Source organism: Onishia niordana (assembly GCF_004798965.1).
GTDB lineage: Bacteria > Pseudomonadota > Gammaproteobacteria > Pseudomonadales > Halomonadaceae > Onishia > Onishia niordana.
The window spans coordinates 20386-43854 of sequence record NZ_SDSD01000004.1 but is presented as its reverse complement, the minus strand read 5'-3'; the positions used below and the strand labels follow the sequence as shown (position 1 = coordinate 43854).

General features: G+C 62.4%; 23 protein-coding genes. 5 read left to right on the top strand and 18 right to left on the bottom strand.

Translation table 11 applies throughout. The annotated features are described in order from the left end of the window. Positions 1 to 60: 60 nt before the first annotated feature. Positions 61 to 417: a hypothetical protein gene (locus ETC27_RS09095; RefSeq protein ID WP_136254681.1), complete on the top strand. Its 357-nt coding sequence runs from the start codon at positions 61 to 63 to the stop codon at positions 415 to 417. An 89-nt stretch (positions 418 to 506) separates the two neighbouring features. Here the strand turns inward: ETC27_RS09095 and recG are convergent, their stop codons facing one another. Both recG and ETC27_RS09085 read right to left on the bottom strand, forming a co-directional pair. Beyond that, on the bottom strand, positions 507 to 2588 hold the full coding sequence (recG, locus tag ETC27_RS09090; RefSeq protein WP_136254680.1) for an ATP-dependent DNA helicase RecG: 2082 nt from the start codon (positions 2586 to 2588) through the stop codon (positions 507 to 509). After that, on the bottom strand, positions 2585 to 3505 hold the full coding sequence (locus ETC27_RS09085) for a hydrogen peroxide-inducible genes activator (protein ID WP_136254679.1): 921 nt from the start codon (positions 3503 to 3505) through the stop codon (positions 2585 to 2587). The genes recG and ETC27_RS09085 overlap by 4 nt, the downstream gene beginning before the upstream one ends. Positions 3506 to 3584: 79 nt before the next feature. On the opposite strand from ETC27_RS09085, the gene ETC27_RS09080 reads away from it, so the two are divergent. After that, complete coding sequence (locus ETC27_RS09080) at positions 3585 to 4454, top strand: SDR family oxidoreductase (RefSeq protein ID WP_136254678.1); 870 nt, start codon at positions 3585 to 3587, stop codon at positions 4452 to 4454. A gap of 33 nt (positions 4455 to 4487) precedes the next feature. On the opposite strand, the gene ETC27_RS09075 is transcribed toward ETC27_RS09080, so the two are convergent. The 9 genes from ETC27_RS09075 to ETC27_RS09035 all read right to left on the bottom strand — a co-directional run bounded on the left by ETC27_RS09075 (position 4488) and on the right by ETC27_RS09035 (position 14442). Then, entirely contained in the window at positions 4488 to 5030 is a 543-nt protein-coding gene (locus ETC27_RS09075) for an acyloxyacyl hydrolase (protein ID WP_168709045.1), read from the bottom strand. A gap of 31 nt (positions 5031 to 5061) precedes the next feature. Further along, complete coding sequence (gene thpR, locus ETC27_RS09070) at positions 5062 to 5589, bottom strand: RNA 2',3'-cyclic phosphodiesterase (protein ID WP_136254676.1); 528 nt, start codon at positions 5587 to 5589, stop codon at positions 5062 to 5064. Between the two features lie 4 nt (positions 5590 to 5593). After that, the gene (locus ETC27_RS09065; RefSeq protein ID WP_136254675.1) at positions 5594 to 5983 is read right to left on the bottom strand and encodes a RidA family protein; all 390 of its coding nucleotides are present in this window, start codon (positions 5981 to 5983) and stop codon (positions 5594 to 5596) included. An 86-nt stretch (positions 5984 to 6069) separates the two neighbouring features. Then, a complete protein-coding gene (gene spoT, locus ETC27_RS09060; protein ID WP_136254674.1) occupies positions 6070 to 8208 on the bottom strand; it encodes a bifunctional GTP diphosphokinase/guanosine-3',5'-bis pyrophosphate 3'-pyrophosphohydrolase in 2139 nt (712 codons plus the stop codon). A 64-nt stretch (positions 8209 to 8272) separates the two neighbouring features. After that, positions 8273 to 8524 (bottom strand): DNA-directed RNA polymerase subunit omega, encoded by a 252-nt coding sequence (rpoZ, locus tag ETC27_RS09055; RefSeq protein WP_092525152.1) that lies wholly within the window; start codon positions 8522 to 8524, stop codon positions 8273 to 8275. Positions 8525 to 8606: 82 nt separating this feature from the next. After that, entirely contained in the window at positions 8607 to 9239 is a 633-nt protein-coding gene (gene gmk / locus ETC27_RS09050) for a guanylate kinase (protein ID WP_136254673.1), read from the bottom strand. Positions 9240 to 9469: 230 nt separating this feature from the next. Continuing rightward, complete coding sequence (locus ETC27_RS09045; RefSeq protein ID WP_136254672.1) at positions 9470 to 10927, bottom strand: alanine/glycine:cation symporter family protein; 1458 nt, start codon at positions 10925 to 10927, stop codon at positions 9470 to 9472. 330 nt (positions 10928 to 11257) lie between these two features. Further along, on the bottom strand, positions 11258 to 12691 hold the full coding sequence (locus tag ETC27_RS09040; protein ID WP_136254671.1) for a sigma-54-dependent transcriptional regulator: 1434 nt from the start codon (positions 12689 to 12691) through the stop codon (positions 11258 to 11260). Beyond that, entirely contained in the window at positions 12688 to 14442 is a 1755-nt protein-coding gene (locus tag ETC27_RS09035) for a transporter substrate-binding domain-containing protein (protein ID WP_240724864.1), read from the bottom strand. The genes ETC27_RS09040 and ETC27_RS09035 overlap by 4 nt, the downstream gene beginning before the upstream one ends. A 262-nt stretch (positions 14443 to 14704) precedes the next feature. Between ETC27_RS09035 and ETC27_RS09030 the strand changes: the two genes are divergently transcribed. Continuing rightward, the gene (locus ETC27_RS09030; protein ID WP_136254669.1) at positions 14705 to 15892 is read left to right on the top strand and encodes an MFS transporter; all 1188 of its coding nucleotides are present in this window, start codon (positions 14705 to 14707) and stop codon (positions 15890 to 15892) included. A 37-nt stretch (positions 15893 to 15929) separates the two neighbouring features. Continuing rightward, the gene (locus ETC27_RS09025; protein WP_136254668.1) at positions 15930 to 17135 is read left to right on the top strand and encodes an MFS transporter; all 1206 of its coding nucleotides are present in this window, start codon (positions 15930 to 15932) and stop codon (positions 17133 to 17135) included. 281 nt (positions 17136 to 17416) lie between these two features. Here ETC27_RS09025 and ETC27_RS09020 read toward each other — a convergent pair whose 3' ends face one another. Further along, on the bottom strand, positions 17417 to 17869 hold the full coding sequence (locus tag ETC27_RS09020; protein WP_136254667.1) for a MarR family winged helix-turn-helix transcriptional regulator: 453 nt from the start codon (positions 17867 to 17869) through the stop codon (positions 17417 to 17419). Between the two features lie 658 nt (positions 17870 to 18527). Here ETC27_RS09020 and ETC27_RS09015 point away from each other — a divergent pair. Continuing rightward, entirely contained in the window at positions 18528 to 19850 is a 1323-nt protein-coding gene (locus ETC27_RS09015) for a methyl-accepting chemotaxis protein (protein WP_240724863.1), read from the top strand. Positions 19851 to 20087: 237 nt separating this feature from the next. Here ETC27_RS09015 and ETC27_RS09010 read toward each other — a convergent pair whose 3' ends face one another. From ETC27_RS09010 to ETC27_RS08985, 6 genes are all read right to left on the bottom strand, one after another. Next, on the bottom strand, positions 20088 to 20312 hold the full coding sequence (locus ETC27_RS09010; protein WP_035414157.1) for a hypothetical protein: 225 nt from the start codon (positions 20310 to 20312) through the stop codon (positions 20088 to 20090). Positions 20313 to 20416: 104 nt separating this feature from the next. Continuing rightward, entirely contained in the window at positions 20417 to 20875 is a 459-nt protein-coding gene (locus ETC27_RS09005; RefSeq protein WP_205742717.1) for a c-type cytochrome, read from the bottom strand. Then, on the bottom strand, positions 20868 to 21734 hold the full coding sequence (locus ETC27_RS09000) for a WD40/YVTN/BNR-like repeat-containing protein (protein WP_035470136.1): 867 nt from the start codon (positions 21732 to 21734) through the stop codon (positions 20868 to 20870). The genes ETC27_RS09005 and ETC27_RS09000 overlap by 8 nt, the downstream gene beginning before the upstream one ends. A 23-nt stretch (positions 21735 to 21757) precedes the next feature. Continuing rightward, a complete protein-coding gene (locus ETC27_RS08995; RefSeq protein ID WP_205742716.1) occupies positions 21758 to 22501 on the bottom strand; it encodes a cytochrome c biogenesis CcdA family protein in 744 nt (247 codons plus the stop codon). A gap of 17 nt (positions 22502 to 22518) precedes the next feature. Next, a complete protein-coding gene (locus ETC27_RS17430) occupies positions 22519 to 22902 on the bottom strand; it encodes a hypothetical protein (RefSeq protein WP_035414162.1) in 384 nt (127 codons plus the stop codon). Next, positions 22899 to 23462, bottom strand: coding sequence for a TlpA family protein disulfide reductase (locus ETC27_RS08985; protein WP_071211088.1), 564 nt, complete (start codon positions 23460 to 23462; stop codon positions 22899 to 22901). The genes ETC27_RS17430 and ETC27_RS08985 overlap by 4 nt, the downstream gene beginning before the upstream one ends. Between the last annotated feature and the right edge of the window lie 7 nt (positions 23463 to 23469).

Genomic DNA, 23469 nt, shown 5'->3' with positions numbered 1-23469 from the left:
TAACGCGCTCCACCGGCCGTGCCAAGGTCGGTGGAATGATTTCCTTTCCGGGATATGCCCATGACGCTTCGATTGATGCTCTGGCTTCTGAGCGTGATGCTCAAGCGCGCCCGGCGTCGCAAGGCGCCTTTCCGCGATGCCCTGGCTGAACTTGGCCATCTGGACTGGGGGATCGGCACCGAAGATCTCTCGATTGCTCGCCATTACCGGATGACGCCTGCCCGTATCACCTCAGGGCCTGGCTTGCCGGTGGATCTCGATCTCGAGCTTCGCTTCGAAGACACCGCCACGGCCGTCAAGGTACTGCGTAAGCCCACGTCTCGTGCCTTCCGCGAGGGCCTGATAGACGGCAGGCTGCGCCTGGTCGGCGACAGTGGCGACCTGGCCAAGCTGCAGCGCTTACTCTCTCGGCTGTAGGCGTCAGGCGACCCTGCGTACCTTTGCCTACAGACCTGAGCGGTTAACCCTGGGCTGAGCCATTAGCCCAACGCGCTAATGCCTGCTGCCTAGACCTGGCCGTAGCGTCCGGCTTCCTCGCCCAGCCAGCGCCGGATCAAGGGCGCGCTTGAGGCGGGAGACTCTTCGAGTAGCGCCCGCGCCAGTGGCCCGACCCGCTCGAGCAGATCACGGTCGCGTTCCAGATCGGCGATTTTCATGGCCGCAAGCCCCGTCTGGCGGGTGCCCAGTACTTCACCCGGGCCACGCAGTTCCAGGTCCTTTTCGGCGATGCGAAAACCGTCCGTGGTCTCGCGCATCACCCCCAGCCGCTCCCGCGAATGCGCCGACAAGGGCGGGTGATAGAGCAGCACACAGAAGCTTTCGGTGGCGCCACGCCCGACCCGGCCGCGCAACTGATGCAACTGCGAGAGCCCAAGCCGCTCGGGGTTCTCGATGATCATCAGGCTGGCATTGGGCACGTCGACCCCGACCTCGATCACCGTGGTCGCGATCAAGAGATCCAGCTCACCGGATTTGAAGGCCGCCATGACCTCGGCTTTCTCACCGGCCTTCATGCGGCCATGCACCAGCCCGATGGCGAGACCCGGCAATGCCTCGGTCAGGCTCTCGTGAGTGGCTTCGGCGGCCTGGCACTGCAGCGCCTCGGATTCCTCGATCAGGGTACAGACCCAATAAGCCTGGCGGCCTTCGGCACAGGCGCGCTCGATGCGGGCGACCACTTCCGGGCGCCGCTCGTCGGGGACGGCGACGGTCTGCACCGGCGTGCGCCCCGGCGGCAGCTCGTCGATCACCGAGACATCAAGGTCGGCGTAGGCACTCATAGCAAGGGTGCGCGGAATCGGGGTGGCCGTCATCACCAGCTGATGGGGCGTCAGGCCAGCGGCTTCGCCTTTCTCGCGCAGCGCCAGGCGCTGGTGAACCCCGAAGCGGTGCTGCTCGTCGATGATTGCAAGCCCCAGGCACTTGAAGTGCACATCGGCTTGGAAGAGCGCATGCGTGCCGACCACCAGCTGTATGCGGCCGTCGGCCAGCGCCGCCTTGGTATCGAGTCGGGCCTTGCCCTTGAGCTTGCCGGCAAGCCAGGCCACCTCGATACCCAGCGGCTCGAGCCAGTCACGGAAGGTGCGGTAGTGTTGTTCGGCGAGCAGCTCGGTGGGCGCCATCATGGCCACCTGGCAGCCGCCGGCGATGGCGGTAAGCGCCGCCATCGCCGCCACTACCGTCTTGCCCGACCCCACGTCGCCCTGCACCAGGCGCAGCATCGGCACCGCGCGCTCGAGATCTGCGCCGATTTCATCGAGCACCCGGCGCTGGGCGCCGGTCAGCGAGAACGGCAGCTTCGAGACGAAGCGGGCCTGCAGGCTGCGGCCAGAGGGCAGTGAGGGGGCACCGTCTGCCTGAATACGTTGGCGCACTACCCGTAGGCTGAGCTGATGGGCCAGTAACTCTTCCATCGCCAGGCGGCGTTGGGTGGGGTGAGTGCCCTCCCGCAGCTGATCCAGATCGGCCTCGGCAGGCGGATGGTGCAGATAATGAAGAGCATGATGCAGCTCGGGTAACTGAAAGCGCTCGCGCAGACTGGCAGGAATCCAGTCGGGGAGCGCCTCCGGCGCCTCGCTGAGCAGCTTCATGGCCTGGTCGATCAGGCCACGCAGGCGCGCCTGGTTGAGGCCCTCGGTGGCGGGATAGAGCGGGGTCAGGTGCTCGTCGACGACCGCCTCGCCGGCCTTGATCAGGCGATATTCCGGATGATAGATCTCAAGCCCCGTGGCACCGGCGCGCGCCTCGCCGAAGGCGTGCACCCGTGTGCCGGGCTGGAATTGCTGCTGCTGTGCCGGCGAGAAATGGAAGAACCGCAGACTCAAGATGCCGGAGCCATCAGTGAGGCGCACCAGCAGGCTGCGTCGCCGGCCCTTGATCACATCGCAGGCCGCGACCTCGCCCTGTACCACTGCTTCGTGGCCGGCACGCAGCGTGCCGATCGGCGTTACCCGGGTACGGTCCTGATAGCGCAGCGGCAGATGGAAGAGCAAGTCGGCGATGCTCGTTATCCCTAGCCGATCGAGCTTGCCCGCGAGGGCCTCGCCGACGCCCTTGAGCGCACTGACGTGTTGGGTCAGCTCACTCATGTTGTCTCGGGCTGACGGGTCCGGCAGCGCCGGATAGCCTCGGTGAGGGTGTCGATGGCCTTGGGGCGCGGGAAGCTCGCGCGCCAGGCAATCGCCACCGTGCGCGAGGGCACATCATTGGCGAAGGGGCGAGAGGTGAGGACGCCGGCCTCGTAGTGTCCGGTGCCGATGGCCGAAGAAGGCAGCACCGTGATGCCAAGCTTCGAGGCCACCATGTGACGGATGGTCTCGAGTGACCCGCCCTCGGCGGTCAGGGTATTACTGGGGCTGTTGAGTTTGGCGCTGATGGCCGGGCAGGCCTCGAGGATCTGGTCACGGAAGCAGTGCCCTTCGCCAAGCAGCAGCAGCCGCTCTTGAAGCAGGTCTTCCTTGGCGATGCTGTCCCGTGAGGTCCAGGGGTGATCGGCGGGCATCAGCACCTCGAACTCCTCGTCGTAAACCGGCTTGGTCAGCACGTCGGTATCGGTGAAGGGCAGGGCGACGATGATGGCGTCGAGTTCACCGCTTCTCAGCTTGCGCCGCAGGTCTGCGGTGAAACCTTCTTCGATATACAGCGACATCTGTGGTGCGCTGCGGGTCAGCTCCGGTATCAGGTAGGGAAACAGATAGGGGCCAATGGTGTAGATGGCGCCAATGCGAAGCGGGCTTGCCAACTGGTCCTTGCCGGCATTGGCCAGCTCGCGAATGACGCTCGACTGCTCGAGCACGCGCTGGGCCTGCTCGATGATCTGCTCGCCCAGCGGCGTGACCTGTACCGTCGACTTGGAACGCTCGAACAGCGCCACCCCAAGCTCTTCTTCAAGCTTCTTGACCGCCACCGACAGTGTCGGCTGGGACACGAAACAGTGCTCGGCGGCGCGCCCGAAATGGCGCTCCTGCGCCAAGGTTACGATATAGCGGAGTTCTGTTAGAGTCATGGTGATGCCTGGTGGCGCTCTCGCGGTTAATGAACAGGATGGTTCTGATAGATACTTTTTATCAAGGGGCGGAGGAAAGGTGAAGAAAACGACACTGATTATTGGCTGTGGCGATATCGGCTCAACGCTTGGCGAGCGTCTCCTGGAGGCTGGCCAGCGGGTGGTGGGCGTTCGCCGTCAAGCCACAAAGATCGAGTCAAGCGGCATCGAGCCGCTGTCCCTCGACATCAATGCCGAGGGCGCCGTGGCCGAGTTGCCCGATGCTGACGTTCTGGTCTATGTGCTGAGCGCCGACCGCTTCGAAGAAGAGGCCTACCGCGCCGCTTATCCGGCTGGGCTCAAGGCGGTGCTCGCCGAGTTTGCCGGCCGCAAGGCCCCGCCGCGTCATGTGTTTTTCGTGTCGTCCACCAGCGTTTATGCTCAACGCGAAGGGGAAGAGGTCGACGAGGACAGCCCCATCGCCCCCAGTGGCTTCTCTGGCCAGCTGATGCAAGAGGCCGAGGAGGCATTGATCGCGCATCAGTTGCCGGGGACGGTGGTGCGATTCTCGGGTATCTACGGCCCGGGCCGCGACCGCTTGATTCGCCAGGCCCACGAGGGGCGCATTGCCGCCGCCAATCCCCCCATGTATTCCAACCGCATTCATCGCGATGACTGTGCCGGTGTGCTCGAGCATCTGATACATCTCGCACTGGACAAGACGCCGCTGGAGCCACTTTATCTCGCAAGCGACTGCGAACCTGCGCCTCTGCACGAAGTGATGACCTGGCTCGCCGCCAAACTCAAGGTCGAGTCCACCGAGGTCATCCAGTCACCGCTGCGCCGCCGGGCCAGCAAGCGTTGCAACAATGCCCGGCTGCTCGCCTCCGGCTATGTCTTCCGCTATCCGAGCTATCGTGAGGGCTATGCTCAGGTGCTCGAAGCCGGTGGCTTTCTGCCAAAGCGCTGAGCGCATGTGAGCTTCATGCTAGCGCCGAGCGTGCTATAGCCGCCAGCGATAGCCCAGTGAAAACACCTCCAGTCCATCGTTGGGCGCCTTGATACTGGCATTCGAATAGTGAGTGAGGGCCAGGTGAAGCGCGCCGTTCCGCCATGGCCAGCCGACGGCCAAGCGGTCCTCGAACTGGCCGGCCGTGCCAAGTTCGCTGTCGCGCAGCTTAGCGTCGAGAAACAGGGCGGCACCGATGCCGCCCTCGACGAAAATACCGCTGTCGAAGGTGTGACGCAGTGCGGGAGCCAGGATCAATGCTGCATTCGATTTTTCGCTGTTGCGCCCAGGCATCAGCAGCAAGCGTCCGGATAGCTGCAGTGACCATGGCTGCAACACGCCAGGCAGCCATGAGGGGGCAGTGACGCCACGATGCAGGCTGAGCGTCATCGTTGGACTTTCTTCATTGCTGACGCCACCTTCCAGGCTGGTTTCCAGCCCCCAGTCGCTTGCCATGGCCGTTCCCCAACCGAGCATGAGGACGATGATCATTACGCCATGCCAGTGCCGCGTGCTCTTGTGTCTGCCTGGTCGCATGCGCATCTCCCGAAGGCTCGAAAGCAGTCGCCTATTCGCCGGATGACGTCGCCAGACTGGTGTAGCGTGGGCCTCCGGCGGTGGTCACGGACTCGATGAGTTGTAACGTATTATAGTGCCAGCTGAGGGAGACACTTGGCAGAATGCCGGGAGAGGGGGGCGCTGCATGTCGCAACAGGGTGACGTGGGGCAGAAATTCTCGCTCGGGCGCTGATAGCCCTTCATCGGCAAGGGATCGCCAGAGACGTTGATAGAGGCCCAGAAGATCAGGTGTCGGGGCCTGGCTCCCCAGCCACAGCATACCGGTGTGCTGAAAATAGCCGACGCGATCGAGGGTGATGGTACCGGAAGGCCAGGAAAAGGCGTTAGTTAACGCCAGCAGGGTGGGAAGGCGCTCGTCAGGTACCTGCCCCAGGAAGGCCAGGGTCAGGTGAAAGTTTTCGGGCGCTACCGGGTGCCCGCCACAAGCGCGATGGGCTTGGTCTGTCGCCCGAGACAGCTCCTCGCGCATGGCCGGGTCCGGCCATAGCGCGAGGAACAGCCGACGCTGATTCGCCATCGGCTTAGTCGCCGATGACCATGACCGCCTCGGCTTCGAACAGGCTTCCCTTGGGCAATGCCTTGATGCCAACGGCGGCGCGTGCCGGGTAGGGGGTAGTGAAGACCTCTTCCATCACGCGGTTCACGATCGCGAAGTTGTCCAGATCGACTAGGTAGAGGTTGATCTTGACGATGTCCTGCAGGGAGCCGTCGGCTTCTTCGCAAACCGCGGACAGGTTCTTGAAGACCTGACGCGCCTGGGCTTCGAAATCGTCGGACACGATCTGCATGGTGGCCGGATCCAGGGGAATCTGGCCGGAGATGTAGAGCGTATTACCGGCCTTGATGGCCTGGGAATAGGGGCCGATAGCGGCCGGTGCCTTATCGGTGTTGATGACGGCTTTGTTGCTCATGTCGGTGCTCCTGTTGTGATTGTGGTGGGGACGTAATACGAAGGATATGCCCGCCCGAGCGAATCGAGCGGGCAGAAAACGAGACGCTAGTTGCGAACGCGATTGATCTTGTCGACGCGGGGAAGGTTGCGGATCCGTTTCATGATGCGGGCCAGATGAACGCGATCGCGAACCGACAGGGTCAGGTTGACGATCGACAACCGGGCGTCGCATTCCTCGATACCGATGCGTTCAATATTGGCATCGGCGTCGGTGACTAGGCTTGCCAGCTCGGCGACTAGGCCGCGGCGGCTTTCCATATGGATGCGCAGCGCCACCGGGAAATCTTCCTGAATGTTCTCAGACCAGTCCAGGGCGAACAGCTTGTCCGGATCGCTCTTCAGTTCGGCCAGGTTTCGGCACTCGGTGCGGTGAACGACGATACCCTTGCCGACTGACAGGTGGCCTACCACCGGATCGCCGGGTAGCGGATGGCAACAGCGCGCGAAGTTGATCACCATGCCGTCGGCGCCACTGATGAGAATCGAGCGCTCGGCATCGTCCGAGGTCGCGCTATCCGCTGCCGGTTGATCGCTTGGTACGCTGCTGGCGAGCCGGTGAGCCATCGCATGTGCCATACGGTTGCCAAGGCCAATCGATTCCAGCAGCTCATCGCTGCGCTTGAGCGATAGCTCTTTGAGAAGCGCCGGCAGAGCACTCTGGGGCAGTTCCTCGAGGCTTAGCTCGTAATCGGCCAGTGCCTTGTTGAGCAGGCGATGCCCTAGCTGTACGGACTCGGTGTGCTGCTGATGCTTGAGCGCATGACGGATCGCCGAGCGCGCCTTGGCAGTAATCACGAACGACAGCCAGGCGGTGTTGGGTCGTGCCCCGGGCGCGGTGATGATCTCGAGTGTCTGGCCGCTTTCCAGGCGGCTTGAGAGCGGCGCCAGGTGGCGGTCGATGCGACAGGCGATGCAGCTGTTGCCGATGTCGGTGTGTACGCTGTAGGCGAAGTCGATCACCGTGGCGCCCTGGGGCAGCTCCATGATGTCGCCCTTGGGCGTGAACACATAGATATCATCGGGGAAGAGGTCATTCTTGACGTGCTCGATGAACTCCAGCGAATTGCCCGCCTGGCGCTGCATCTCGAGCAGGCCACGTACCCATTCCCGCGCCCGGGCATGGCTGCCAGCGGCGATCGGTCGCTCGGTCTGGCCGGCCTTGTAGAGCCAATGAGCGGCGATGCCATTGTTGGCCATGGCCTCCATCTCGCGGGTGCGAATCTGCACTTCGATGGGCATGCCGCCGGTGCCGAACAGCGTGGTATGCAGGCTCTGGTAGCCGTTGGCCTTGGGGATGGCGATGTAGTCCTTGAAGCGCCCCGGCACCGGCTTATAGAGATTGTGCACCGCGCCCAGGATGCGATAGCAGCTATCGACGTCGTCGGTGATGATGCGGAAACCGAACACATCCATGATCTCGGCGAACGGCTTGCGCTGGTCGCGCATCTTGCGATAGATCGACAGCAGGTGTTTCTGGCGGCCGACCACGGTGCCCGGCAGGCCATCATCGTCGAGGCATTTCTGCAGACTCGATTGGACCTGACGAATGGTGGTGCGGCGATTGCCGCGGGCCTTGCCGACCGCGCGCTTGATGCGCTCTGAGCGCATCGGATGCAGCGCCTGGAAGGACAGGTCCTCGAGCTCGACACGAATGGTATTGATGCCCAGCCGTCCGGCGATGCGGGCATAGATCTCGAGCGTCTCGCGGGCGATGCGACGCTTCTTGTCCGGGCGCAGGGCGCCCAGCGTGCGCATGTTATGCAGGCGGTCGGCGAGTTTGACGATGATCACCCGGATATCCCGGGACATCGCCAGTACCATCTTCTGGAAGTTCTCGGCCTGGGCGACGGCCTTGTCCTCGAAGGTGATCTGGGTCAGCTTCGAGACGCCATCGACCAGCTCCGCCACGGGTTCGCCGAACTGCTCGGCGAGTGACTTCTTGGAGACGCCGGTATCCTCGATCACATCATGTAGCATCGCGGCCATCAGGGCCTGATGATCCATGTGCATGTTGGCGAGGATGTTGGCCACCGCCAACGGGTGGGTCACATAGGGCTCACCGGAGCGGCGACGCTGGCCGTCATGGGCCTGCTCGGCATAGTAGAAGGCGCGCTTGACCTGGCGGATTTCCTCCGAGGGAAGATAGCCGCCCAGGCGGTCGGCCAGGTCATCGATGGTGAACATGCAGCACGCCTATACCCGAAACTTAAAGGAATGATTGACGATACCAGAATTCAGTGAGGTTGCCTCATTCCTCGCCCATCTCAGGTTCGCGGCGGGGACGCACCGGCGCCTCGATCGGTTCGTTGAGCACGTTTTCGTCGATCTTCTCGGCGGCGATCTCGCGCAGCGCCATGACGGTGGGCTTGTCGTTCTCCCAGGGCAGCAGGGCATCGCGGGAACCGCGGGCCAGTTGACGTGCGCGTTGGGTGGAAATCATCACCAACTTGAAACGGTTTTCAACGTGTTCCAGACAATCTTCGACGGTGACTCGCGCCATGATCAGGTACCTGAGTTCGAGGGATGGGAAAGATGATGCGTTCGAAAGCCCTGTCGAGGGGCACGCTTGGGGACCGGCCAGTCTACTGTAGCCCTTCATGTTGTGACAAGAGCGATGCTAGCAGCGGCCCCTGGCGTTCGCGTACCCGGGCAAGCCGAGTGCGCTGCCCGCGGACCAGTGCCTCGAGTTCGGCCAGGGCGGTCACGAAGTCATCATTGACGATCACATGGGCATATTCGTCGTAATGCGACATTTCGCTGATGGCATCGCGCATGCGCCGCTCGATGACGGCCTCATCGTCGGTACCGCGGCCGGCCAGGCGCTGGCGCAGCGCGGCCCGGGACGGTGGCAGGATGAACACCGACTCGGCCTCGGGCATCTGCGCACGCACCTGGCGGGCGCCCTGCCAGTCAATTTCGAGTATCACATCCTCGCCGGCTGCCAGGCGGGCTTCCACCGCCGGACGTGAGGTGCCGTAGTAATTGTCGAAGACCCGTGCGTATTCGAAGAACTCGCCACGCTCGATCATCTCCTTGAAGCGTTCATGATCGATGAAGTGGTAGTTGACGTCGTTCACCTCGCCCGGACGCTGTTCACGCGTGGTATGCGAGACCGAGACGCCGATACCATCGAGGTGTTCGAGCAAAGCCTTGACCAAGCTGGTCTTGCCGGCCCCGGAGGGGGCGGAAATGATATAGAGGGTGCCTTGGGGCATGAGCGAGGTCCCTGACGTTGACAGCTGAAGAGCAAGCGGCTCGGAAAGGCGCGAAGTATCGCATAGATTGGCCCTCGCTCTACAGCATCCCGGCTCGGGCATCCTGCCTCAGGTGGCGAAAGGCCCTGTCCCCCATCGTCTATATCGTTGGCGAGGGGCTAGAGGACGCGACGGCCCGGCGGCGGCAGGTGCCGCGGCCGGGCCGATGACGCTGGGAAGCAGAGGCTCCGTCAGGGATTGGCCGTGGCGGCCCGCTGGGCCCGATCGCGATCCTCGGGCTCGATCTTCCAGGCGGCCGGGTCCACGTTCAGGTCGCTGAACTTGTCGGCCTCGAAGATCGGTTGGCTGACGCCGGCGCTGATCTGGCCGTCGAAGTCACGCATGAAACGCAGCCCCGGCTTGAACAGCATGATAAGCGCGATGAGGTTGGCCAGGGCCAGCAGTCCCATGGTGGTGTCGGCGAAGGCGAAGACGGTGCCCAGGTCGGTCATCGCTCCCCAGGTGCACAGGCCGATGATGGCCAGGCGGAAGGCGTTGAACAGCGTGCGATTACGGCGGCTGAAGAAGTCGAGGCTGTTCTCCCCTAGATAGTAGTTGTAGAGGATGGTGCTGAAGCCGAACATCAGCAGTGCGATGCTGACGAAGCTGCGGCCCCACTCCCCGACATGGTCGGCCAGGGAGGCCTGGGTCAGGGCGATGCCGTCGATCCCGGCGCCGGCCGCCGGGTCATAGGCCCCGCCGAGCAGGATGATGAAGGCGGTGGCGGAGCAGATGATCAGGGTGTCGATGAACACCGAGAACGCCTGGACGATGCCCTGGTTGACCGGGTGCGGGACATAGGCGACGGCGGCGACGTTGGGTGCGCTGCCCAGCCCCGCCTCGTTAGAGAACAGGCCGCGCTTGACGCCCATCAGGATGGCCGCGCCGATGCCGCCGCCGATGGCCGGCTCGAGGCCGAAGGCACTGTTGACGATCAGGGAGATGACGTCGGGCAGCCGGGTGATGTTCAGGCCCAGCACCACCAGGGCGATCAGCAGGTAGCCCCCCGCCATGACCGGGACCAGTACCTCGGTGACTCGCGCGATACGCTTGACGCCGCCGAAGATGATCAGGCCCACCAGCAGGGCCAGGCCGATGCCGGTGACATGCGCCGGAATGCCGAAGGCGTCGTCGAAGGAGGTGGCCACGGCATAGGACTGCAGGGCGGTGAAGGCGAAGCCGAAGGTCAGTAGCAGCAGCACCGAGTAGAGGCCGGCCAGCCAGGTCCAGCGGCGGCCGAGCCCGCGGGCGATGTAGCGCGCCGGACCGCCGCGAAAGGTGCCGTCGGGCTCGGCGGTCTTGTAGGCCTGCGCCAGGGTACATTCGAGGAAGCTGGTGGCCATGCCCATCAGGCCGACCATCCACATCCAGAAGACCGCGCCCGGGCCGCCGAGAGTGATGGCCACGGCGACGCCGGCGATGTTGCCGCCGCCGACGCGTCCGGCCACTGACAGCAGCAAGGCCTGGAAGGAGCTGAGGTGGCCGTGCTGGTCTTTCTTGAAGGCCTGACTGGCGCTGAGGATGCGGAACATGCGGCCGAAGTAGCGGAACTGCACGCAGCGCGAGGCCAGGGTGAAGCCGACGCCGACGGCGATCAGCAGGGCGATCAGTATCTTGCCCCACAGCAGGTCGTTGATCAGAGCGAGCATGCGGCACCTCCCACGCGGGCAATCGGCTGGATAGGGGAGATGGTCGCGGCCGGGAAGGCCGCCTTCATGAAGGTTGGCATCGTTGAACCTCTTGTTCTTGGAATGTCGCGGCTCTCTTCATGGAGCCACTCCAATCAGGAGCAAGGGGCATGCCAGATGGTGATACTTCCGGTATATGATTGTTTTTTTTGATTTTTTGTCAGGATTTGGCGCTGGTGGCCAGGGCGAAGGGGTATAACCTCGAAGCGCCTAGGGGGCGATGATTTTCAGTAAAGCATTGAAATAAATGGACTATGTTGCGCTATAATCCTGGTTATCCCGTCGCCGGGGTTATAGGGGTTGCGTGCCGGATTCGCGCAGCTTCTTCACCCGCTTGCTCAGCGCCGGCTGGGAGATGCCGAGCAGCGTTGAGGCGATCGACTGGTTGCCCTCGGCCCGCTGCATGGCCTCGCGGACCAGCAGGTCGGCGACCTCGTGCAACGTTGGCAGGGGCTCGTCCGGCGCGAAGACGGCGCGCTCGGCGGACGCATCGACCGTCGGCTCGGCGCCGGCAAGGCTTGGATCGATGGCCTGCCTGAAGGCCTGCATGGACAGCGTCCGCGAGCGGTGGATGCTCATGGCGTCGTAGGCCATGGCGCGCAGCTCGCGCACGTTGCCGGGGAAGGCGTAGGTGCCCAGCAGCACCGGCAGCTCGGGCGGGTAGCTCGGCCGCGGCTTGCCGAGCTCGTCGGCGGCCTCGGCGAGGAAATGATCCAGCAGCAGCGGGATGTCGTCGCGGCGGCGGCGCAGCGGGGGAACCTGGACCTGATGGGTGCGCAGCCGGTAGTAGAGATCCTTGCGAAAGCCGCCTTCTCGCTGACATGCCTCGAGATCGTGATGGGTCGCCACTACGATGCGTGCCCGGGCTCGCTTGGGGCGATCGCTGCCCAGCGGGTAGTACTCGCCGTCCTGCAGCAGGCGCAGCAGCTTCACCTGGGACGCCGGATTCAGGTCACCGATCTCGTCGAGAAAGAGGGTGCCCTCCGCGGCCTGTTCGATCATGCCGGCACGGGGACGATCGGCTCCGGTGAAGGCGCCCCTCTCATGCCCGAACAGGGTGTCGGCGAAGACGCCCTCGTCGAGCCCCGCCGCGTTGACGCAGACCAGCGGGCCGCGGCGGCCGCTCAGTTCATGGGCGGCCCGGGCGATCTGCTCCTTGCCGACCCCGCTCTCGCCACCGATCAGCAATGGCTGACTGGAGGGCGCCACCGACTCGAGGTACTGGAAGACCGAGCGCATGCCCTTGTCGTCGGTGATGATGTCGGCGAAGGCCTCGGGGTGCTCCAGGGTGTCGTCGAGGAAGCGTCGACGCAGCTCCAGATTTTCCTGGCGCAGCTCCTGCAGCTGAATGGCCCGCTTGATGCCCTCGATCAGCCGGCTCTGCTCGTCGGTCTTGACGAAGTAGTCGAAGGCGCCGTGCTTGATGCAGTCGACGGCGGTCTCCACCTGGTTGAGGCCGCTGATCACGATCACCCCGACATCGGGGTGTTCCTCGACGATGCGTCGCAGCAGCTCCTCGCCCGACAGGTGGGGCATGGTCAGGTCCAGGGTCACCAGGCCGATGTTCTCGCGCGCCAGAATGTCCATCACCTGACGGCTGTCCTGGCAGCGGTGGAGATGGTTGATGCCGCCATTGCGTTCCAGGGCGATGCTCAGGCTGCGCAGGTAAGAGGGTTCGTCATCGACCAGCAGCAGGCCAAAGGCGGGATAGAGATTCATGCTCATCGGTCGTCCTGATGGGAGGTGGCAGCGTGGTCGTCCGAGGCCACGGGCAGCGTCAGAGTGACGGTGGTGCCCTGGCCGGGGTGAGAGGCGAAGTCCAGCTGGCCGTGGTGCTCGCGGACGATACCAGCGGAGACGGAAAGCCCCAACCCGGTGCCGCCACACTCACGGCGGGTGGTGAAGAAGGGGTCGGTCAACCGGGTGAGCGCCGCCGGGTCGATGCCTCGTCCCTCATCGTACACCTCCAGGGTCACGGCCTTGTCGTCGGGAAGGTGCCGGGTGGTCAAGCGGATGCCCTGGTCACGCCCCTCCAGGGCCTGGCAGGCGTTGAGCACCAGGTTGATGATCACCTGCTCGATGCGCTGGGCGTTGCCCCGCACGGTGGGCAGGTTGCCGGCGTAGTGCGCCTCGAAGCGGCCGGTGGCCTGGCGAATCGAGTTGTCGACCAGACGCACCGCGGTCTTGACCACTTCGTCGAGGTCGAGGCGCTCGCCGAGCTCGGGGCTGCCCTGTCGCGCGAAGTCCTTGAGGTCGCCGACGATACGCTTGATGCGCTGGGTCCCTTCCAGCATCTCGTCGAGCATCGAGGGCACCTCGTCGCGCATGCGCGAATAGGGCAGGCCGCCGAGCGGGAAGTCGCCGTGTTCGCGATAGTGGGCCTCGAGGATGGGGCGAGCATCGTCGTGGGCATCCCGCAGCACCGGCAGGTTCAGCAGCAGCAGGCCGCTGGGGTTGTTGATCTCGTGGGCGACGCCTGAGACCAGGACGCCCAGCGAGGACATCTTGTCGGCCTGGATCAGCTGCTGCTGCTGGCGGCGAAGCTCCTCGGTGCGGCTCGCCACCTCGCGCTTGAGCAGGCGGTTCCAGACCACGATGCCGCCAAGGATCAGCAGCAGCAGCGCCGAGGCAATGGCGCCGATCAGGCCGAGCCGTTTCCAGGGCAGGCCCTCCCCTTGTTCCAGGGGGCCCAGCCACTTGTCGTAGATGGCCTGATGACGGCCGGTGTTCTTGAGGATGGCCAAGCCCTCGCTGAACTGGGCGAGCACGTCGGCGTTGCCCTCCCTGACGGCATAGCCGTAGCGCAGCGAGAAGGGACGAGCGACCGGTACTAGGTTGGTCAGTCCCAGTTCACGGCTGAGGTACAGGGCAGGGAGATTGGCCACCAGGGCATAGTCGTGCTGGCCGGCGGCGAGGGCACGCAGCGCGTCGGCATGCGTATCGGTGGGGAACAGCTCGGCGCCCACTTCTTGCTCGATCAGCAGATCCTGCATGATATCGCCACGTTGGACGATGACCTCCTGGCCACGCAGATCCCCCAGGCCTTCCACGGGCGGCGTACCGCGGCGGGCGAAGATCGACTGGTGGACGATGGCGTGGGCGGGAGCGAAGTCGAAGTCGGCGTCGCGCGCCTCGGAGTAGGACATGCCCTCCAGGACATCGATTTCGCCGTTTTCCAGCTTACGGCGCATCTCGCTCCAGGGGCCCAGCTCGATGCGCACCTCGATGCCCATCACCTCCGCAATGGCCCGGGTCAGCTCCACGTTGTAGCCGGCGGGGCGACCGTCTTCGTCGAGGAATTCGTAGGGGGGATGGTAGTGATCACCGCCGATCACGATCACCCGGTCGTCGTCGCCAGAGGTCGCTGCGGCTCGCCCGGCGGCCGGCAGCGCGACCAGGCAGGCCAAGAACAGCAGCCACCGCCACCGCCTTACGGCGATGAGGCTCAAGGGGTGAAGTGTGTCGGTCGGCGTCACGGGCATCCCCGGAGTCTACGTGATGTATTGGCCCAACTCGCAAATCTTCTCTGATGGGCCTTGACCGAGGCCAGCCTTGCGGGTCCCGGCGGCAAGGCCGCTGCAGGGCTGAGGCATCGGGTGCCCTTCGATGCGCCCGGGGCGCCGATGATCCGTCGCCCGGCAAGGGAGCGATTATCGCATACCGCGCCGGCCTCTGGGATAATGCCTCCTTTTTCGCGCCGCCTGGCGGTGGCGTCGCCACTGCCGCAAGGAGCGTGACATGACAACGGACTCGATTCACCCGTCCCCGAACCCCCGCCTGGCCGAGAAGGCCCTGGCGCTGGGGGGCTTCGCCATCGGCACGACAGAATTCGTGATCATGGGCCTGATGCAGCGCATCGCCACCGATTACGGCATCGCGGTTCAGGAGGTGGGCCTTGCGATCAGTGCCTATGCACTGGGGGTGGTGGTCGGGGCACCACTGATCTCGGCGATCAGCGCGCGTATTCCCCGTCGGGGACTGCTGATCGGCCTGATGGTGCTGTTCGCCGCCAGTAATCTGCTGACTTTGCTGGCGCCTTCCTTCTATGGGTTCGTCGCGCTGCGCTTTTTTGCTGGCCTGCCTCACGGGGTCTACCTGGGGGTGGCGGCCTTGGTAGCTGCCAATGTCGCCGAACCCCACGAGCGCGGCCGCGCCGTCGGTCGGGTGCTGATGGGCCTGACCCTGGCAATCCTCGCCGGTGCGCCCTTGGCCACTTGGGTGGGGGGCCTCTTGGGCTGGAAGGCGGCCTTCGTGATGGTGGGGGCGCTGGGACTTTGCACCGCGCTGTTGGTAAGGCTTTGGGTGCCGGTGCAGCCGGCCAATCAAGGGGGCTCCCTGCGCGCCGAGCTGTCGGCCATTACCAAGCCGCGGGTGCTCTACACGCTGGCTGTGGCCTGCGTTGGCTTCGCGGGCATGTTCAGCGTGTTCAGTTATGCGATGCCGACCCTGACCCATCAAGCCGGCATGTCCGAGGCGCTGGGGCCACTGGTGCTGGCGGTATTTGGTGTGGGGGCAGTCATTGGCAATTACGCCGGTGGTCGGCTTGCCGACATTGATCAGAGTCGTGCCATCGGCGGGGCCCTGGTATGGGCCGCACTCTGCCAACTGGGCTTCTTCCTGGCCGCCGATCAGATATGGAGTGGTCTGCTGTTCGTCGGCCTGGTAGGTACCTGCGGCGCCTTGGTACCACCGCTTCAGACCCGGCTGATGGATGTCGCCGGCGAGGCTCAGACCATGGCCGCGACCCTCAATCATGCCGCCTTCAATATCGCCAATGGCCTCGGCGCCTGGCTGGGTGGCGTGGCGGTGACGATGGGGATGGGGTGGTCGGCCACGGGCCTGGTGGGCATGGCCATGGCGCTTGGCGGCCTTTCGATCTTCCTGATTGCATTGGCGCGGGAGCGTGCGACGCAGGTGCCCGCTTGAACCGTCGTCGACCTTATTCTTACCTCAAGGAGAGACTATGACGACTGCAGGCGAACGCCGCTCCCCGACCTCGGCGCTGCCTTTTCTCGGCGTGGCACTGGCCTTCTTGATCACCATGCTGGGCACCACGCTGCCTACGCCTCTGTACCCGGTCTATCAGGCGCGCTTCGATTTCTCGCAGCTGACCATCACGGTGATCTTCGCCGTCTATGCACTAGGGGTGATGGGCGCGCTGGTGGCCACTGGGCGTTGGTCGGATCAGCTTGGACGGCGCCCGATGCTAGGGGCTGGATTGGCGGCGGCGGCGATCAGCGATGTGATCTTCCTATCAAGCGATGGCCTTTCAAGCCTGCTGGTCGGCCGCTTCGTCTCCGGGATCTCTGCCGGCATCTTCACGGCAACCGCCACGGTGGCGGTGATGGAGCTGGCACCTGCGGCCTGGTCACGGCGGGCGGCCTTCCTGGCCACCGCGGTCAACATGGGCGGCCTGGGACTGGGGCCGATCGTGGCCGGCTTGCTGGTCGAGTATCTGCCCTGGCCGCTGCGCCTGGCCTATGGCATTCACCTGGGGCTTGCTGTGCTGGCGGCGCTTGCGATCCTCAAGGCGCCGGAGACCGTTACGCGCCCGGCGCGGCCAAGGCTCACTCTGCAGCGGCTGAAGGTGCCGGAGGAGGTCCGCGACATTTTCCTGCCTGCGGCGATTGCCGGTTTCGCCGGCTTCGCGCTGCTAGGTTTCTTCACCGCCACGGCGCCGGCCTTCATGATCGGCGTGCTCGGCTATGACAACCTGGCCTTGTCGGGTTTGGCGGCAGGGTCGGTGTTCTTCGCCTCGACCCTTGGCCAACTCGTGCAGGAACGCTTCCCGGCCCCCTGGCGGTTGCCGCTGGGCTGTGGCGGGGTGATCCTTGGCGCCTCGCTGGTGGGCATTGGCATCGGGCTTGGTGCGCTGGCATTTTTCCTGCTCGGCGCTCTGATCGCGGGCATCGGCCAGGGCATGGCCTTTCGCGCCGGTCTGGGCGCCGTCGTGCAGGCGAGTCCCGCCGACCAGCGCGGCGGCGTCGCCGCAACCTTCTTCATCGTTGCCTATATTGCCTTATCGATTCCGGTCGTGGGGATCGGGCTGACGATTCGCGCCTTCGGCCTGGCACCTGCCGGCATGGCCTTCGCCGGTGGCGTCGCGCTGCTGGCGGGAAGCTCACTGCTAAGTCTTTTGTGGCTGAGGCAGCGCACGGCAAAGGCCTGAGAGAGCTGTCTTCCTGAACGAAAACGCCGGGCTAAAAGCTCGGCGTTTTTATTTGCGCGGGGATTTCTCTGAGTGGCAGCAGTCAGGCATCGACACTTAAGTGTCACGTCGATGTTGCCGCGGGCGGCATTGGAGTCGGGGCATGCCTGGGTGCCAAACCGACCGGTGCCTTTTTCTCATCCTAGCCCCTGTATGGCAGGGGCACAGGGAAAGCGATCTCGATGGTGAGGGAAGAAATCATTCTGCTATTTAATAGCGAGCTACTTAAAGGGGTAAAAAACTCATTCCCCGCTGTTGAGTTTCTGGCGGAGGGCATTGAGGTCATCACGTAGCTGTCCAAGCGCCTGCGGTTCGCAGTGAGTGGCACAGATGGCGGCCTTGGGGACATCCCGGGCACGTTTCTTGAGTGTTACACCGGCCTCAGTAAGGCTCACGTCGACGCGACGCTCATCTTCACTGGAACGCTGACGTTTGACCAAGCCATGGCTTTCGAGGCGCTTGAGCAGCGGGGTCAATGTGGCGGAGTCGAGGCCCAGATGCTCGCCAATCTTTGACACCGACATTTGACCATGCTGCCAAAGCACCAGCATGACCAGGTACTGCGGGTAGGTCAGGTCAAGCTCACTGAGCAGGCGACGGTAGAGCTTGTTCATGGCGAGCTGAGTGGAATACAGCGCAAAGCAAAGCTGGTTATCGAGTGTCAGCAGGCTGTCGTCGTCGGCGTGATCCGTCATGTCTATTGCCCAACTTATGTAGCGTGCGATTTATTAGTAAGCGACATATATTGATGAGTGCCAACGCTACTTTGTAGCAGCGAAAGAGAACATCATTTTATCTTTTAAAACAGCATCATACCCGATTTTGGCGGTGATGAAAGCGGTTCTCACTCACAACACTATACGCACTTGCCTAGCCCGTTGCGAAGCAGCAACGCTCAAGGGACAGCTTAGTTGGCGCTTGGGTAAAAAGAGATGGTTTCAGAGCGGAGTGTGTGCAGGCTGCTTTTATCTGGTCGACGTTCTTGCCTTTTAGCTAAAGGACTGACAAGGCCCGCCGATATGCTCATGGAGGTGCTCCAAATCGCGGCAAGGCCGTGTCGGCGAGTCCGTGTTGATATTTGAGATGCATTCTCATTTGTTTGAATGGCTTGTGTCTCGATCAGCTAGCTGCTGACAACAGGGAGTGTTATCCAGAAAAAAGGAGGCTTGGCTCAGATCTCGTGAGGAATGAATAGCCGCGTAAGTCGGCTCGACGTCCTGATGACAGGCTCGCGCGTAAGGCATGGAATGCTGTGTTAATGGTCGACTCTGTCGCGTTGCGCTGGTTGATTTAACTCAGGGATTACCGCCATTGGGGCGGGATCATATCGAATGAATTGGCGTAACGGGCGGTATGGGGATCAGCAGTAGAGGTTTAAAAAATCAAAATAAAGATGTGCCTTTATGTCGGGAGCCTGAAATGATGATTGGAAGAAATTTAGAAGGTAATTTGTTTGAAGCGGTAAAGACTCATACTCCCTGTATTACTTTTGATGTTCAGGGAAATGTATTGGATGCAAGTGAGAGCTTCCTAGGGTGTGTCGGGTATCGCCTAGGGGAAGTGAAGGGTAAGCATCACCGGATTTTTTGCCCCCAGGACATCCATCAGTCTGATGCGTACAGGGAGTTCTGGAAGGAGTTGTCTGAGGGGAAGAGTCAAAGCGGGACTTTTCAGCGGGTCAGCTCCTCTGGGGATAGTGTCTGGCTCGAGGCCACTTACCTACCCGTAAAAGCCAAAAATGGTAAGGTGTCTTATATACTCAAGATTGCCTATGACGTGACGGAAAAGCACGATAATTCTTTCGATAAGGAAGCTGTCCTCAGTGCGCTTTATGCCTCAATGGCCGTCATTGAATTTACACCGGATGGTCATGTCATCAGTGCCAACAAGAACTTTCTTGATGCCGTATACTACAGGCTTTCCGATATAAAAGGTAAGCATCATAGCATGCTGTGCCCTGAGGAGTTTTATCAGGAAAATCCTGGGTTTTGGGATGAGCTTTCCCGCAATAAGCTACAGCAAGGAAAATTCAAGCGAGTCGCCTCTGATGGGAAGAGTGTCTGGCTGGAAGCAACCTATAACCCAGTCGTTGATGAGAGTGGCCGAGTGTTCAAGGTGGTGAAGTTTGCCACGGATATAACGTCAGAAACTGAGGCGGAGCATGCTGCACATCGCGCGGTGGCATCGGCTCGAACCACATCGCAGCAGACCGAAATGATCGCAAAGGATGGCCTTGCTCAGCTTGAAGAAGCCGTAAAAACCGCAAGGCATGTGGCGTCTGAAGCCGAAGGGGCACAAAGCATCATTAATGCCCTCAATCAACAGATTCAGACGATTAACGAGATCACCAATACCATCTCGCGCATCGCTCAGCAGACTAACCTGTTATCTCTCAATGCGTCAGTCGAAGCGGCGCGAGCAGGCGAACACGGCCGGGGTTTCTCGGTTGTTGCCAAGGAAGTTAAAAGTCTGTCGCACGGGTCGACCGAAGCCGCCAAGAGGATATCCCAGGTACTGGGGGAAAATAACGAGCTGATTCGCCAGGCCAGCGGGAAAATGGATACGGTGGTCACACAGAGTGCCACTAGCCGCGAGCGGGTTGGCGAAACGCAGTCGGTGATTAGCGAAATCCTGTCCGGGGCCGAGCGGGTATCCAAGGCGATCGACAGCTTGTGATCTTGAGGCCTGCGCATTCAGTGGCTTGAGTCATTTACCGCCGGCCGTTGGCCGGCGGGTAGCCAAGCCTCACTCGATGTTCTGGATCTGAAGATGTAATTTGATGTATTTTTTAATTATAAAACAGTTGGTTAGTTTTATTTTGTGCATAGTTTTTTATTTGTTCCTACCCATCTTACTCCCCATTTGGTAGGAGAGAGACAGTCCTAGCTGAGAGCAAATGCAAACCTACCACAATCAGCTCAAGGTGACGCTCTCGCAGGGGGCTTCGTGCGTGCGATGAAATGTCCACCATCTCTGGGCTGGTATTGAGAGTAATGTCAGCAGCGTAGTGGTGAAAATGCCGCTACTGACCTTGGGGGCGTGCATGATGTCCTGTTCAAGGCTTCCCAGACACCGTTCGCTGCGGGGAACCTTCTTCTTGTTCTGTTGCTGAGCCTGAGCGACAGAAATCTGCTTCATCGGTTGGCTTTGGTCAGACAGTGGCAAGAAAGCCAGGTTTTACCCTGCGGTTGACTCTCCGTCAGCTGCGGAGGTGTTTACGCAGCGCTTCCCTAGCCCCACAGCTACTCACTCTGCCACGGAAATGGGGCTCCCTCGCTTTCTTCCGCCTGATGACGTCGTTGCTCCGGCGTCCATAACGTCTTGAGATAGTTCACCACGGAGCGGATCTCGGCGGGGGTCAGGACATTCTCGAAGGCCGGCATCGTCAGTCGCTCGGTCTTGTTCCAGGGGTCGCGCCATCCCTCGGCGATGATCCGGTAGAGCATCGCATCGGAGTGTTTCCAGGTATGCCCCTCCGGCCCGTGAGGGGGAGCGGGCAATTCGCCCTGGGCATTCTGGCGCTCCCAGTTCGGCTGGCCCTCGCCCTCGCTGCCGTGGCAGCTGGCACAGTACTGCTGGTAGATCCTTTCTCCCTCTTCCAGCCGAGAGGTATCGCGCGAAGAGGGGCCACCCCCCGCCATGGCCTGCCCGGCGGCACTCATCAGCAGCCACGTTGTGACGAGGATCCAGCGCTTACGCATCGGGGGGTGTCCAGGTTTGGCCCTGATCTTCGCTGCGCATGAGCTCCCCCTCGCGATCCAGGGCATAGAGCGTTCCCTGCGGCGCAAGCGTAAGCGTGACGAACGTCGGGCCATCACCCTTTACTTGCTGCCACTCCTGGCCGCCATTGTCGCTGCGCCATAGGCCTTGCTCCGTGGCCACATAGACGTGTTCGGGATCGTCGAGCTTGTAGGCCAGATCATAGACTCTGCCGGCATCGAGCTCCCCGGTCGGTCGCCAGCCGCAGAAGCAATCCATCGACAGGCGAACCGCATCGTCGGACACCGCATAGAGCCAGCCAGTCTGCATGCTCCCCTCCATATCGGAGTGGATGAGCCGGCGAACGGGTTGGGCAGGACCGCTATCCATCTTCTTCCAGGTCGTGCCGGCATCCTCACTCTGGTAGAGGCCGTCGTCGGCAATCACCACATAGAGTGTCTCGGGCTGATGGCGGTGCACGTCCAAGGCGGTAACGTCCTGGTTAGGCAAGCCATCGTTGAGTTCCTGCCAGGTTTCTCCATGATCGGTGCTGCGCTGCACCCCGATCGAGGGGCCGGCGATATAGAGGGCCTGTTCGGCTGTTGCCGGTTCCGATACCGTTACCAACCGTCCCTCCGCTACTTCGTCGGGTAAGGGAATCATCGTCCAGGCCGCCCCGCCATCCGTGCTTTCGAAAAGCTGGTTGGCCTGTACTTTGAGCAGCCGTTCGCCTGTTTGGTCATAACTCAGCGACGGCAATGCCTCCTCGGCGGCCCCGGCCATACTGACGAAGCTCAGACTGGCCATGACCCAGCTCGTCAGTGACAGGGCACGCCAGAAGCGACCCGTGATTTTGTTCATTGCAATATTTCCTCGAATAATGGCTAGCCGATGCTGCCTAGCGCCGGAAAGGTGCGCAATAACCAATAGGACAGCTCGGTCAGTTTGCCGGTGATCATCAAGATGCCCATCAGGATCATGATCAGCCCGGCCGCCAGATGCATGACTCGGCCCCAGCGGCGCAGGAATGGCTGGTGGTGCAGGAAGCGATCGAGCGACACCGCCGTCAACAGAAAGGGCACCCCCAGGCCCAGCGAATAGATGCCGAGCAACGCCATTCCGCTCGAGGCATTGGCCGTCGAGGCGCTGACGGTCAGAATGGCGCCCAGGATCGGGCCGATGCAGGGGGTCCAGCCGAAGGCGAACGCCACACCTAGGAGGTAGGCCGCACCAGGCCCCCCGCCCGCTTCCTTGAGGCGGCCGATCAACCGCCATTCCCGCTGTAACCAGTGCAGCGGAATGAGCCCGGTCATGAAGGCACCGAACAGGATGACGATGAGACCGCCGACCAGGTTCGCCTCCTGGCGATAGATCAGCAGCAGACGCCCGATGGCCGTGGCACTGGCGCCCAGCAACAGGAATATCGTGGTGAACCCGAGCACGAACCAGATCGACTGGGTTAACACCCGGAGTCGCTCCCGTCGATCCGCTTCCCGTATCTGCCCCAGCGAGCGCCCGGCGACGAAGGAGAGATAGCCAGGCACGAGCGGTAAGACACAGGGCGAAGCGAACGAGATCAGGCCCGCCAGAAAGGCCGTCGCCAGGCCGATATTGGCAAGCTCCAGCATCCTCCCCTATCCCGCGGCTAGGCTTGGAGCTTGGATATGGGCCGCTCGGACGGCACCTGGTGATTCGCCGCTTGGCGATTGGCGGATGTCGTCTCCGTGGGTACCGCGGTAGAGGCTTCCACCCCGGCTTGTGTATCAGTGACTTCGTCCTGGTCGGTCGACTTGTTTGTCTTGTCCTTGCATTTCATCATGCACAGTCCTAATCCGCACATGACAAGGCAAGGCAAGAGGCTCACCAAGAGAGGCGCGAGCCCAAGCAGGACCAACTGATCCCAGCCCATGGCAAGACCACCAGCCACCGCCACAGCGCCCAGCAGCATCCAGCGGCGTGGGCCTGTTACCAGGCCTTTCAGTCCGGCTTTCTCTTGGCCCTTTTGGGGCTTGTCGTCACAGCAACTCATGGCGCGTCCTCCTGGGTGGTTTCTATGGTTTCGGCAAGAAAGTCGATCATTTCAGGGGTATCCCACTCGGCCTCCCCGACCAGGCGTCCGATCTCCCTGCCCTGGCGGTCGAGCAGAAGCGTCGTGGGAATACCCACGGCACTGAGGTTCGCGCTGGCCATGCCGGTTGGATCGACGTAGGGAGCGAGATGCTCGATCCCCACCTCCTGATAGAATTCGTTGACGACCTCGATGCCTTTGCGATCGATCGAGAGTGCGACGACCTCGAAATCTGTCCCACCCAATTCAGCCTGGAGGGCATCCAGGGTGGGCATTTCCTCGCGGCAAGGGCCACACCATGTCGCCCAGATGTTGAGCAGGATCAGCTTTCCTCCGAAGGTGGTCAGCGTCAGCGGAGTACCGTCGCCAGCCTCGAAGCTGATTTCCGACACCTCGCGTGGGCTTTCCCAGAGAAGAAACCCATTCGGCCCCACACGTTTGGGTGGTTCGGCGACGGCCAAAGAAGTGATCATTCCCCACAATGCCACCGCTACCCAACTGGTCCCGATCAGTTGTCTCATCACCAAG